15 protein-coding genes, 1 pseudogene and 1 riboswitch are annotated in these 11,971 nt (G+C 39.1%); all 16 genes and pseudogenes read left to right on the top strand.

All coding sequences use genetic code 11. The features are described 5' to 3' along the window. A partial coding sequence (locus JCM10596_RS16075) for a threonine ammonia-lyase (RefSeq protein ID WP_025028012.1) occupies nucleotides 1-817 on the top strand: 817 nt, incomplete at its 5' end. A gap of 21 nt (nucleotides 818-838) precedes the next feature. Beyond that, nucleotides 839-1,648 carry a VanW family protein gene (locus JCM10596_RS16080; RefSeq protein WP_025028013.1) on the top strand — a complete coding sequence of 270 codons (810 nt, stop codon included), beginning with the start codon at nucleotides 839-841 and terminating at the stop codon, nucleotides 1,646-1,648. Between the two features lie 37 nt (nucleotides 1,649-1,685). Continuing rightward, nucleotides 1,686-2,108 carry a hypothetical protein gene (locus JCM10596_RS16085; RefSeq protein ID WP_025028014.1) on the top strand — a complete coding sequence of 141 codons (423 nt, stop codon included), beginning with the start codon at nucleotides 1,686-1,688 and terminating at the stop codon, nucleotides 2,106-2,108. Nucleotides 2,109-2,166: 58 nt separating this feature from the next. After that, on the top strand, nucleotides 2,167-2,784 hold the full coding sequence (lepB, locus tag JCM10596_RS16090; RefSeq protein ID WP_051541352.1) for a signal peptidase I: 618 nt from the start codon (nucleotides 2,167-2,169) through the stop codon (nucleotides 2,782-2,784). Between the two features lie 111 nt (nucleotides 2,785-2,895). Continuing rightward, nucleotides 2,896-3,462: a GNAT family N-acetyltransferase gene (locus JCM10596_RS16095; RefSeq protein ID WP_025028016.1), complete on the top strand. Its 567-nt coding sequence runs from the start codon at nucleotides 2,896-2,898 to the stop codon at nucleotides 3,460-3,462. Between the two features lie 74 nt (nucleotides 3,463-3,536). Continuing rightward, the gene (locus JCM10596_RS16100) at nucleotides 3,537-3,947 is read left to right on the top strand and encodes a GNAT family N-acetyltransferase (RefSeq protein ID WP_025028017.1); all 411 of its coding nucleotides are present in this window, start codon (nucleotides 3,537-3,539) and stop codon (nucleotides 3,945-3,947) included. Between the two features lie 63 nt (nucleotides 3,948-4,010). Then, a complete protein-coding gene (locus JCM10596_RS16105) occupies nucleotides 4,011-4,619 on the top strand; it encodes a stage II sporulation protein M (protein WP_025028018.1) in 609 nt (202 codons plus the stop codon). A gap of 203 nt (nucleotides 4,620-4,822) precedes the next feature. Further along, complete coding sequence (locus JCM10596_RS16110) at nucleotides 4,823-5,674, top strand: metallophosphoesterase (RefSeq protein ID WP_025028019.1); 852 nt, start codon at nucleotides 4,823-4,825, stop codon at nucleotides 5,672-5,674. A 63-nt stretch (nucleotides 5,675-5,737) separates the two neighbouring features. Then, entirely contained in the window at nucleotides 5,738-6,670 is a 933-nt protein-coding gene (locus tag JCM10596_RS16115; RefSeq protein WP_025028020.1) for a prenyltransferase/squalene oxidase repeat-containing protein, read from the top strand. 85 nt (nucleotides 6,671-6,755) lie between these two features. Beyond that, nucleotides 6,756-6,919, top strand: a riboswitch (FMN riboswitch). Nucleotides 6,920-7,097: 178 nt separating this feature from the next. Then, entirely contained in the window at nucleotides 7,098-8,198 is a 1,101-nt protein-coding gene (ribD, locus tag JCM10596_RS16120; RefSeq protein WP_025028021.1) for a bifunctional diaminohydroxyphosphoribosylaminopyrimidine deaminase/5-amino-6-(5-phosphoribosylamino)uracil reductase RibD, read from the top strand. Nucleotides 8,199-8,206: 8 nt separating this feature from the next. After that, entirely contained in the window at nucleotides 8,207-8,857 is a 651-nt protein-coding gene (gene ribE, locus JCM10596_RS16125; RefSeq protein ID WP_025028022.1) for a riboflavin synthase, read from the top strand. 54 nt (nucleotides 8,858-8,911) lie between these two features. Beyond that, nucleotides 8,912-9,402, top strand: a pseudogene (gene ribB, locus JCM10596_RS30390) (3,4-dihydroxy-2-butanone-4-phosphate synthase); the annotation flags it as partial. Nucleotides 9,403-9,537: 135 nt separating this feature from the next. After that, nucleotides 9,538-10,062, top strand: a complete 525-nt coding sequence (gene ribA, locus JCM10596_RS30395; RefSeq protein WP_234410539.1) for a GTP cyclohydrolase II — start codon at nucleotides 9,538-9,540, stop codon at nucleotides 10,060-10,062. A 21-nt stretch (nucleotides 10,063-10,083) separates the two neighbouring features. Beyond that, nucleotides 10,084-10,554 carry a 6,7-dimethyl-8-ribityllumazine synthase gene (ribH, locus tag JCM10596_RS16135; protein ID WP_025028023.1) on the top strand — a complete coding sequence of 157 codons (471 nt, stop codon included), beginning with the start codon at nucleotides 10,084-10,086 and terminating at the stop codon, nucleotides 10,552-10,554. A 9-nt stretch (nucleotides 10,555-10,563) separates the two neighbouring features. Then, nucleotides 10,564-11,307 carry a segregation and condensation protein A gene (locus tag JCM10596_RS16140; protein WP_025028024.1) on the top strand — a complete coding sequence of 248 codons (744 nt, stop codon included), beginning with the start codon at nucleotides 10,564-10,566 and terminating at the stop codon, nucleotides 11,305-11,307. After that, nucleotides 11,307-11,870, top strand: coding sequence for an SMC-Scp complex subunit ScpB (gene scpB, locus JCM10596_RS16145; protein WP_025028025.1), 564 nt, complete (start codon nucleotides 11,307-11,309; stop codon nucleotides 11,868-11,870). The genes JCM10596_RS16140 and scpB overlap by 1 nt, the downstream gene beginning before the upstream one ends. Nucleotides 11,871-11,971 lie beyond the last annotated feature (101 nt).

An 11,971-nucleotide genomic window follows, 5' to 3' on the forward strand; every position in this document is an offset into this window, starting at 1 on the left:
CCAGGAGGAAGCTTTAAAATTCAGAGGTGGAGTTAATATCATGCATCATCTCAAGAATACGGGTGTGAAGGGCGTCATCACGTTCTCTACAGGGAATCATGGAATCTCAGTTGCAATGGCAGCAAAATGGTTTGATTTAGAGGCGGTGATTGTGGTATCTAAGGATAATAACCCAGCTAAGAATCAACTAATCATGGACGCGGGAGCAACCTTGATTGAAGACGGAACTACTTTTGAAGAAGCGGCTCAAGCAGTTGAAAGGCTTCAAGCAGAAAGAAATCTCTATTACATCCACGCTGCCAATGAGCCTCATTTAATCAATGGGGTGGGGACGGAATTCATCGAAATCATGCGTGATTTGCCCGACGTACATACAGTGATTCTTCCGATAGGAGGAGGGAGCGAACTAGCCGCTGGAGTCACAGTACTTAAAGAAATCAATCCAGCTATTGAGATCATTGCTGTTCAAGCTGAAGCTTCCAAAGCAGCCTATCTGTCCTGGGAAAGAAAGAAAATCCTTACTGCTGAAAATAAAACCTTTGCTGGTGGCTTTGCTACAGGAGCTGCTTTTGATATTCCTTTTGAGATTTACAAGGACAAGCTTCAGGATTTTGTTTTGCTAAGTGAAGAAGAAATTAAAACAGGTATGAAACTTTCTCTAGAGTATACTCGTCAAGTAGCCGAAGGGGCGGGAGCAGCTTCTATTATGGCAGCTATAAAAATGCGTCAACAGTTGCAGGGGGAAAAGGTTGTGTTACAAATGAGTGGTTGTAACACTGATCTATCTATCTTGAAGGAAGTTGTAGAAGCAATGTAGATCCATTCTTGGAGGGGTTAAATGAAACCAATAAAAAGATCAAAATATAGGATTTTACTTGGTCGAATCTACTATACGTCAAAAAGATATGTAGAATGGTATTTTAGCAGGACAAGGTTTGCGAAAGAGCGAGGGGACACTTGTCTACCCTATTTGGTTTCTACTCATCAAACGCCCTTACTTAGACAATTAAAAGATGTGGATATGTGGTTACAGCATAATAAAGTTAAGAATCTAGAAATAGCGACAAAGCAATTGAATGGGGTTATTATCCATCCCGGGGAAACCCTATCCTATTGGAAGCTGATAGGAAACCCAACGAAAGGAAAAGGGTATGTGGAAGGAATGGTGCTCTTTTATGGCGGCTTCAAGCCAGGGATTGGAGGGGGACTATGTCAACTCTCTAATTTACTTTATTGGATTACATTGCATACTCCTCTAGAGGTGGTGGAAAGGCATAGACATAGCTACGATGTTTTTCCAGATGCTAATCGAACTCAGCCCTTTGGCAGTGGAGCTACTTGTGCCTACAATTACTTGGATTTACGCATCTATAATCCAACCAACGAGCCCTATCAATTAAAAGTATTTCTAACTGAGGATCATCTAGTAGGGGAATGGCATACCACAAATAGTCCCATCCATTCTTACGAAATCTATGAGAAGGAGCATAAAATTACATTAGAGCATTGGGGAGGTTATGTTAGGCATAATCTCATTTATAAGCGAGTATGTAATAACAAAGGTGTGCTTGTTCGAGATGAGTATGTCACAGAAAATCATGCCATTATGATGTACCAACCGTTTTTGGAAGAAAGAAAGAGCAATTAGGCTTCTTTATAACAAATAGGTAAAATGGGGGTAGCGCATGAAAAAATTAAACAGGTTTCTAAATAAAATAACCGGGGTAGAAAAACGCTTAGGTAAACTCACTTTGCCAACCTTGGAAAGCAAAATGGATGAAAATGGATTTGATCCGCAAATTAAAGAGTTTATCCTGCAATTATTTCAGAAGCAGATAAAAGAGAGTGGAGAAAAGGAATTTCAACTATGGTTATATAATCTATCATTTTCAGTACCAGAAGAATTAAGTGATGAAGATGTGGCAAGTAGATTGTATACAAAACATCAATCTTGGTTCGAACAAGAAATTCAAAAGCTAGAAAAAGAAACGGGACTCCCATTCGAAGTTCAAACGGAAGATATTGCTCATGTGAAACTGGAGGCAAGAAAAGCTCAGCTTGTCATAAGGGACCGAATTTATATGATAGTATTAGAAATATTGGGCTAGTGAAGATTTCATGAACTTCTAGGAAGATAGATGAAAGTGTAGAAAGGACTTAATAAAGATGATGAATAAAATATTTACGCAAGTTTATGAAAATGTAAAAATAGTACTCTTTTCAGTGATCGTAGCCATTTTTATTAATGTGTTTATTTTTGAACCCTATTCAGTAAAAGGAAGCTCAATGGAACCCACCTTTCATGGTGTGAACCCTTATGTTGAAGAAGAGGATGATGTTGCCGATCGTGTTTTTGTTCTTAAAATCCCGCAGCACTTTAATTCCGTCCCAGAGTATGAAGATGTGATCATTATTGACAGTCGTGTGGAGAGAAAAAGGACAATAAAGGATGAGTTTTTGGATAATACCTTGATTAGTCTAGCCTTGGATAGAAAAAATGAAAATCTATGGATTAAGAGGGTTATAGGAAAAGAAGGGGATACAATAGAGTTTAAGGACGGAAATGTCTATCGCAATGGTGAAAAATTAGAGGAACCTTACACTAGCGAACCTATTTATGGTCAATTTGAAACCGTCGTGGTTCCAGAAGATCATGTTTATGTTTTGGGGGATAATCGTAATAAGAGTAGCGATAGCAGGTTAATAGGGGCAGTACCGCTTGAGAATATAAGGGGAACGGTTCTTTTCCGCTATTACCCTTTTGATAAATGGTCCACATTCTAAATGTATTGCCAGCGTCAAGCTATTCAACAGTTACTACAAGACTGTTGAGTAGCTTTTTTAAAACATTAAATAGGAATATAATGTATAATTAACAATAAATGAGGTGAGATAATGGAAATTGAAGAGATTTATGCCGACCTACCTATAATTGAAACGGAGCGTCTTCTTCTCAGAAAAATAAAAATGGAAGATGCGGAAGATTTGTATTCATATTGTTCAAATGAAGAAGTATCCAAGCATGTTTCTTGGAATACTCATCGATCTCTAGCAGATAGTAAGGGGTTTATCGACTTTGTTTTAACTCAATATGAGCATAATAAAGTAGCTCCTTGGGCGATCGAATATAAAGAGAATGGGAGATTGATTGGCACGATAGATTTTGTCTGGTGGCAAGCTCAACATAAGACAGCTGAAATTGGCTATGCTCTATCTCAAGATTATTGGGGGAAGGGTCTTATGAGTGAGGCAGCTCTAGAATTTGTGAGCTTTGGATTTCGGAAGATGGATTTAGTTCGTATTCAGGCGAGATGTTTTATAGAAAATCTGGGTTCGGCAAGAGTGATGGAGAAAATAGGCATGACATTCGAAGGAATTGAAAGAAAAAGGATGTTTACCAAAGGCAAGCATCATGATCTTAAGGTGTATTCAATTCTAAAAGAAGAATTCTCCAAAACCTGAGAAAACACATGTATATTGCCAGAATGATAGACTCTTGTTAAGATTATACATAAAACAAATGGGAGTGGAGAGATATGGAAGAAAAAATAGAAGGGTTTATGATTAGTACAGATAAATCTCTGCTAGATATTGAGGCTATCACAGAATTTTTAGGGAAGAGCTATTGGGCTAATCAAAGAACACAGGAAACGATTATAAAATCAATTGAAAATTCACTTTGTTATGGAGTCTATGAGAATGGTAAGCAGGTTGGCTTTGCTCGAGTTGTAACAGATGGCGTTACTATGTATTGGCTATGTGATGTATATATCGATGAAAGATATAGAGGTGTAGGAATAGGAAAGAAACTCATCTCCACAATCATACATTCAGAGGAACTAAAGAATCTCAATGGAATCCTCGGTACACTAGATGCTCATGGATTATATGAGCAGTATGGGTTTATACAAGTACAGGATAGATTTATGCGGCGAAAAGCTCAATAAGGGATAATCGCAGAGGAACAACGTCTTATATCTAATGATTAAATTTTCTTGAGGAGGTTTACATTGCTAAATGTAGTTAATAAAACAGTATTTAAAAGAGCTATTCACTTTTTTATATTTGGAGTAGCACTAACAGTTATTTTTACCATAATAACTTTTATAATCAATCCAGACCCAAAAGAAATACTAGAGAAGGCGAATACTAGGATACCGGATTTTGTAAAAGAATCAGAGGGTATATATTTAGTATGGGCATATATTGTTAACAACGGTTTTATGGTACCTTTACAAATGTTGATCTTAGCCTTGCTCCCAATACAATATCTATACGTTATAAATATAATTACAACTGTTGTTTTCCCTGGAATTCTTTTTGGAATTGTTTTACACGTGAATTTTAAAACAGGTGTTGAGATAATAATTTCTACCATCCCTCATTATTCTTTTGAAGTGTTCGCTTTCTGTTTATTTGCAGCTATTCTTTTTGAATTAAATAAAGCCATTAGAATTAAAATAAGAAATCTATACAAAAAAGATAAAGTGGAACTACCACTTATAAAAAAATTCTTAGAAACAATAAAAGTTTATGTTGTTTTATCTTTACCTTTACTTATCATAGCTGCATTTTTAGAAACTTACATACCTCATATTATATTTAACTTATTTCAGTAGTAAAATGAATAGAATGTTAGTTTGATAAGCAATTAAATCATCCAAAGGGCTTCTAGTTATATGGAAGTCCTTTTTACTCATAAAAAATCAACATTGAGCTTTAATATATCCTTTCTGTAAAAGAAAGGATATGGCTCAACACTTTTGCGTTTACATGAGAACGAATATTCGATAAAATAAAATTAATTAGGAAGTGACAGCTTATGGAAGACCGTACACCTCTATCAAGACGACGCTTTTTGAAGAAGCTAGCTCTTGGGACAGGTTTTTTAGCCTTACTTAGCACACCTTTTTACTCTTTCTTTGTGGAGCGGAACTGGATACAGATCAATGAAGTAACGATTCCGATTTTACCGTCCAATAGTTCTTTTTCAGGGCTAAAAATGGTTCATCTTAGTGACTTGCATTATGGTTATTATATGAATCAAAAACACCTTAATGAGATCGTGCAGAAGGTGAACGCTTTACAGCCTGATGTGGTTTGCTTTACAGGAGATTTTATTGATCGGGAAGTCCAACTGCTAGAAAAGGCGGGCTCCATTCTTTCAGAGATCAAGGCGTCGATAGGGAAATTTGCTGTGCTAGGTAATCATGATTATGCCCTTGATGTTGCACGTTTTGAAGAATTTTATTCTGATGCAGGTTTTTCGCTCTTAGTAAATCAGCGTATAACTGTGGAAAAAAATAAAGAGAAGTTACATTTTGTTGGAATCGATGATGTCTTAATGGGCAATCCGGATCTGGAAGAGGCATGTGCAGGAGTTCCTTCAAATGAGCCGATTGTTTTATTAGCTCATGAACCTGTGTATGCTGATCAAGCGAAATCCATGGAAAATATTAAGCTACAATTATCAGGTCATACACATGGGGGGCAAATCAGACTCCCTTTCTATGGACACCTTGTAGTTCCTCCATTAGGAGAAAAATATGTCCAAGGGTTACATCAAGTAGAGAATTCTGGCTTATGGGTTTATACCAGTCGTGGTCTTGGAACAACTATTTTTCCCATTCGGTTTAATTGCAGACCTGAAATAACGGTGATAGAGCTTTCTTAAGATTTAAATGGAATTGAATCAGGTAGGTACATATTTGAAAATGAACAGTGAGGAGAGATGAGGATGATCATGTTAACGAAGGAACAGTTTCAGAAGGCAGAGGAGTATATGCTTCATTATGCGAGACCGTTGGAGAAAAGTCTCTTTGAATACGAATACAGGAAAGGATCGAAAGAGGCAGTACTAGATGAATTAAGACAGTTTCAAAATAGTGACGGTGGCTTTGGTAAGGGACTTGAACCAGACTTTAGATTACCAGATTCATCCCCACTGGCTACAACGATCGCTTTTCAAATCTTCTCCAGGATTCAAATAAGCAAAGAAGATCAGATGCTGGTTCGAGCGTTAGAATATTTGTTGAAAAGCTATGATGAGAGCCTTCAACGTTGGGTTTCAGTTTCTAGCAATGTGAATAACTATCCTCATGCTCCGTGGTGGCATGTTCATGAGGAGGGGGAACATAGTGAATTTACTCCTACCTGGGGGAATCCATCGGCAGAAATCATCGGTTATTTTCACCAGTATGATGGTACGTTCCCTAACGACTTTTTGGAACGATTAAAAAACAGTGCAGTAGATGTGATACTAGGGTATTCAAGTGAAATCGAAATGCATGAGATTCTTTGTTTTTTACGGTTAGTAGAGCGCCTAGAAGCTCCTCATTCTACCACGATTATGGAAAAATTGAAGAAATCTCTTCCGCAAGTCATTGGGAAGTCCCCTGATGAATGGGAAAACTATAGCGCTACTCCTCTCACCTTCGTCCATTCCCCAAACTCTCCATTGATGTCGGTCCTGGATCATGACTTAATAGAGAAAAACCTAATCTACCTAATAAGTAAGCAGTTGGATGACGGAAGCTGGGAACCTAATTGGGAATGGGGTCAATACCACGAATCATGGGAGCAAGCGAAAATAGAATGGAAAGGGATTTTAACCCTGCAAAACTTGAGAATATTAGATGCTTTTGACAAAATAGAGAAGAAATCAAACTAGTAAACGGTATTTAACTATGTAAGCGAGTGAGAAGGATTGCTTTTCTACTGAATTAATGGTAAAATCCGATTAAACTTAATTTTATATTTTCCTTCGGGGCAGGGTGAAATTCCCAACCGGCGGTATTAGAGTGAGCAACTCTAGAGCCCGTGACCCGCTCTATAACATGAGAATGTCTTTATATGTATAGACGGTGGATCTGGTGCAAGGCCAGAGCCGACAGTATAGTCTGGATGGGAGAAGGAAGTGGACGGTACATTCCTATTTTTTAAAAAATAGACGAATGATACCTTTTATTTGTCATGTGAAAATATGAATTCACAAGCCCTGAGGATAGATCAATCTTCAGGGTTTTTTTGTGCGTAAACTTATTTTCTTTAATGCTTCCATTTCCGTTGTGTATGAAGGAGAGAAAGGAGGCGAGAGCGTGAATATTGATGAAAAATATATGGCCTTAGCACTTGAACTAGCCAAATCAACAAAGGGGCAGACAAGCCCTAACCCCTTAGTTGGAGCCATCGTCGTTCAAAACAATCAGATTGTAGGGCTTGGTGCCCATCTGCGAGCAGGAGAAGCGCATGCCGAGGTGTATGCCCTTGAAATGGCAAAGGGAAGAACGGAAGGGGCGACCATTTACATTACACTAGAACCGTGCAGTCATTATGGTCGAACGCCTCCTTGTGTGGATAAGGTTATTGCTTCAGGAGTGAAGCGTGCAGTGATTGCGACTCTAGATCCTAATCCTCTGGTAGCTGGAAGAGGAATAACTAAGCTGAGAGAAGCTGGAATTCAAGTGGACGTCGGATTATATGAAGCTGAGTCGAACAAGATGAACGAGGTATTTAATTATTATATCGTTCATAAGCTACCGTTTGTTACCTTAAAAACAGCCACTACGTTAGATGGAAAGATCGCCACCATTCATGGGGAAAGTCAGTGGATTACAGGTGAGGAAGCCAGAGCGGATGTACATCTTCTCAGGCATCAGCATGATGCGATTCTAGTTGGAGTAAATACGGTACTTAAGGACGATCCAAGTTTAACAACCAGATTGCCTAATGGAGCAGGCAGGAACCCTATTCGCATCGTGCTTGACTCGAAGCTAAGAACCCCTATCAATGCTAAGCTGGTTAATACTGCCGAAGCTCCAACATGGATCTTTGTCAATCAAGCGGTGAAGCGAGAAAAAATACTCCCTTTTGAACAGCTGGGAGTAAGGGTTATCCAAACAAACGACGTCCATCAGCTCTCTATTCCTGATCTTTTAAATCAGCTAGGGAAGGAAGAGATATCCTCGTTACTAGTAGAAGGTGGAGGAGAGATCAATGCTTCTTTCTTAGAGAGTGGATATGTCAATAAGGTTATCAATTACCTAGCGCCCAAAATTATTGGGGGGAACTTGGCTCCCAGCTCATTCCGAGGATCTGGCTTTGAGAAATTAGGTGAAGCCATACAACTGGAGAATATAGAAATCACTTCTCTAGGTGTAGATATAAAAGTAGTAGGTTATACGAAAATACAGAGGTAGGTGGACTTATGTTTACCGGAATTATTGAGGAAATAGGGACATTAAAGCAGGTCAAGCAAGGGACGAAGGATTACCAATTAACCATTGCTGCCAATAAGATCTTAACGGATGTACAGCTGGGTGACAGTATTGCTGTTAATGGTGTGTGCTTGACTGTTACTTCATTCACAGCTCAGCAATTTACAGTTGATGTCATGCCTGAAACCATCAAAGCAACAAGTCTTCAACATGTGGAACGAGGGAGTGCTGTTAATTTAGAAAGGGCGATGTCAGCTAATGGGCGTTTCGGAGGGCATTTTGTTTCAGGGCATGTAGATGGAACTGGAGTTATTACCTCAAAAAGAGAGGTTTCTAATGCCGTCTATTATTGGATTGAAGTCCCGCAGCATCTGATTCGTTATATTGTTCCCAAAGGTTCAATTTGTGTAGATGGGATTAGCTTAACCGTTGTCGAAGTCAACGAAAATCAATTCTCGATTTCCATCATTCCGCATACCATCACCGAAACGATTCTTCAATTTCGTAATGTTGGACATACAGTGAACATTGAGTGTGATATGCTGGCTAAATACATGGAGCGATTACTAGATGCCAGATCTGAGAAACCAAGGCATGCTGGTTTGACAATGCAAACTCTAGCTGATAATGGCTATATTTAAGGACGAGAGGGTGAGAGCATGTTTGATCCAATAGAAGAAGGAATATATGAATTAATGCAAGGCAGAGTCGTGATTGTAGTTGATGATGAAGACCGAGAAAATGAAGGGGATTTTGTCGCCTTAGCAGAAAAATGCACGCCTGAAGTGATCAATTTTATGGTAACGCATGGTCGAGGGCTAGTTTGTACCCCCATTACTGAGCAGAGAGCTCGTGAGCTTCATTTACATCCCATGGTGGATCACAACACAGATCCGCATGGAACAGCGTTTACCATTTCTGTAGATTATAAAACAACGACGACGGGTATTTCAGCACATGAACGCTCAGATACGATCAAAGCCCTCATTGAATCAGATGTAAAAGGGAGTGACTTCAAACGTCCAGGTCATATCTTCCCGCTAATTGCGAAAGAAGGGGGGTATTAAGAAGAGCAGGTCACACGGAAGCAGCAGTTGATCTAGCTCGAATGTCTGGAGCCTATCCAGCAGGTGTGATTTGTGAGATTATGAATGAGGATGGTTCCATGGCAAGAGTCCCTCAGTTAAGAGAGCTTGCTGATAAGTATGAATTAAAAATGATTACCATTAAGGACTTAATTAAATACCGCAATCGAAAAGACACTCTGGTCAAGAGAGAGGTTGAAATCAATCTTCCTTCCGAATATGGAGCGTTTAAAATGATGGGATTTACCAACGTGGTTGATGACAAAGAGCATGTCGCTCTTATTAAAGGCGACATTCATCCAGATGAGCCGACCTTGGTACGTGTTCATTCTGAATGTCTGACAGGAGACGTATTTGGATCCTTTCGCTGTGACTGTGGACCACAACTGCATTCTGCTCTCGCTCAAATTGAGGAAGCGGAGAAAGGTGTTCTGCTCTATATGCGTCAGGAGGGAAGAGGGATTGGCTTAATGAACAAATTAAAGGCCTATGCTCTTCAAGAAGAGGGATTAGATACCGTAGAGGCGAATCATAAGTTAGGATTTGGAGCTGATTTGCGTGATTATGGGATTGGTGCTCAGATTCTAAGAAATATTGGAGTTCGAAAAATGAGGCTTCTGACCAATAATCCTCGAAAAATTACAGGTTTAGAAGGTTATGAACTTGAGGTTGTGGAACGAGTCCCATTGCAAATGAAAGCACACCAAGAAAATGAAAAGTATTTAGAAACAAAAAAATCAAAATTAGGCCATTTGTTTTAAGTGGAATAGGAGGAGAAAAGGATGAGTCAATTATTCGAAGGACACTTAGTAGGGACAGGGTTAAAATTTGGAATTGTGGTAGGAAGATTTAATGAATTTATTACAAGCAAATTATTGGGTGGAGCTCAGGATGCCTTAAAGCGTCACGGAGTGGCTGAAGCAGATGTGGATGTTGCTTGGGTACCAGGTGCGTTTGAGATTCCATTTGCGGCTAAAAAAATGGTGGCAAGTGGAAAGTATGATGCCGTTATTACTCTAGGTACCGTGATTAGAGGATCGACTCCGCATTTTGATTATGTATGTAATGAAGCAGCAAAAGGAGTAGCGACCCTCAGCTTAAATCATGATATTCCTGTCATCTTTGGTGTGCTTACAACGGATTCCATAGAGCAGGCTGTGGAACGTGCAGGGACGAAGGCAGGGAATAAAGGCTGGGAGGCAGCGGTGTCTGCTATTGAAATGGCAAACTTAAATCGTCAATTTGCGAAATAGTGTAGAACAATGATTAGTGTAAAAATAGATTCCTTTGAGGGGCCGTTGGATTTATTGCTGCATCTGATTGATAAGGCTGAAGTTGATATCTACGAAATATCTGTAGCAGAAATCACCGATCAGTATGTTGAATATATTGGGCAGATGCAAGAACTGGAGCTGGAGATTGCTAGTGAGTTCATAGTTATGGCAGCGACTCTATTAGCGATCAAAAGCCGAATGCTTCTACCCAAAAAAGAGGAGCTCTCCTTTCAACCTATGTTTGATATGGACGTGGAGGAATTAGATCCCCGTGAAGAATTGATTATGCGTCTTATTGAATATAAGAAATTTAAAGGGCTAGCCCTTCAATTAAGAGAAAAAGAGACAGAAAGAAGCAAGGTATTTACTCGTCCAGCGGAAAATCTATCTGTCTTCATTGAAAATGAAAGCTCTAATCCTGTAGCCAATGTTAGCTTATTCGATCTGCTTGAAGCTTTTCAAACAGTCCTACAGGAAAAGAAAACAGCCCCAATGTCCAGAGTGGATCGAGATGAAATCTCTATCGAAAGCAGAATGGGACAGATTAAAGCGATCATATCTGAGCGAAAAAGAATTCCTTTTAGTCAACTTTTTGACCAATATTGGACTAAGGATCAAGTGATCGTAACTTTTCTAGCTGTTTTAGAGATGATGAAGAAAAAAGAAATTGCTTGTGAACAAACCTCTCTTTTTTCAGATATTTGGATTTCACAGTATGTGGAGGAAGTATAATGGATTATGAGCAAATTAAATCAGTAATTGAAGGACTCTTATTTGTTTCAGGAGATGAAGGGATCGAGGCCAAAGAATTGGCACAAGTCTTAGAAATAGACAAGGAAACCGTTGTGGATTTGATTGAGGATATGAAATCAGATTTCAAACGTTCACAGCGAGGCATTCAAATCGTAGAGGTAGCAGGCTCCTATCAATTAACTACTCTACAAGAACATGCCCCTTATTTTGAAAAGTTAGCCTATTCTCCTTCAAGTGCGACACTTTCCCAAGCAGCTCTAGAAACGTTAGCGATCATCGCTTATAAGCAGCCTATTGCAAGAGCGGAATTAGAAGAGATCAGGGGAGTTAAATGTGAAAAGGCAATCGCTACCCTCATTAATAAGCTCCTCATTAAAGAAGTAGGTAGAGCTGAAGGGACTGGGAGAGCGATTCTGTATGGGACAACAAAAGAGTTTCTGGAATACTTTGGCTTGAAACAATTAAGTGAGCTACCGCCTTTGTCTGAAGAATTTGATATAGAGCAGGTCAAGGAAGAAGCTGATTTGTTCTTCTCTAAGTAACATCCTTCATTAATATGTTTTGAAAAGTCGTCTAAGATAGACGGCTTTTTTTTGTTCATAATGGGTTTATCAGTGCATATACTTGTACAAAGAATCGGACA

Source organism: Caldalkalibacillus mannanilyticus JCM 10596, from assembly GCF_000615945.1.
GTDB classification, from domain to species: Bacteria; Bacillota; Bacilli; order Caldalkalibacillales; family JCM-10596; genus Bacillus_AT; species Bacillus_AT mannanilyticus.

Coding starts and splice junctions, on each gene's coding strand:
- JCM10596_RS16110 (WP_025028019.1), top strand. CDS start 4,823: ATGGAAGACCGTACACCTCTATCAAGACGACGCTTTTTGAAGAAGCTA.
- ribE (WP_025028022.1), top strand. CDS start 8,207: ATGTTTACCGGAATTATTGAGGAAATAGGGACATTAAAGCAGGTCAAG.
- lepB (WP_051541352.1), top strand. CDS start 2,167: ATGATGAATAAAATATTTACGCAAGTTTATGAAAATGTAAAAATAGTA.
- JCM10596_RS16095 (WP_025028016.1), top strand. CDS start 2,896: ATGGAAATTGAAGAGATTTATGCCGACCTACCTATAATTGAAACGGAG.
- JCM10596_RS16085 (WP_025028014.1), top strand. CDS start 1,686: ATGAAAAAATTAAACAGGTTTCTAAATAAAATAACCGGGGTAGAAAAA.
- JCM10596_RS16080 (WP_025028013.1), top strand. CDS start 839: ATGAAACCAATAAAAAGATCAAAATATAGGATTTTACTTGGTCGAATC.
- scpB (WP_025028025.1), top strand. CDS start 11,307: ATGGATTATGAGCAAATTAAATCAGTAATTGAAGGACTCTTATTTGTT.
- JCM10596_RS16140 (WP_025028024.1), top strand. CDS start 10,564: ATGATTAGTGTAAAAATAGATTCCTTTGAGGGGCCGTTGGATTTATTG.
- JCM10596_RS16100 (WP_025028017.1), top strand. CDS start 3,537: ATGGAAGAAAAAATAGAAGGGTTTATGATTAGTACAGATAAATCTCTG.
- ribH (WP_025028023.1), top strand. CDS start 10,084: ATGAGTCAATTATTCGAAGGACACTTAGTAGGGACAGGGTTAAAATTT.
- JCM10596_RS16115 (WP_025028020.1), top strand. CDS start 5,738: ATGATCATGTTAACGAAGGAACAGTTTCAGAAGGCAGAGGAGTATATG.
- ribA (WP_234410539.1), top strand. CDS start 9,538: ATGGGATTTACCAACGTGGTTGATGACAAAGAGCATGTCGCTCTTATT.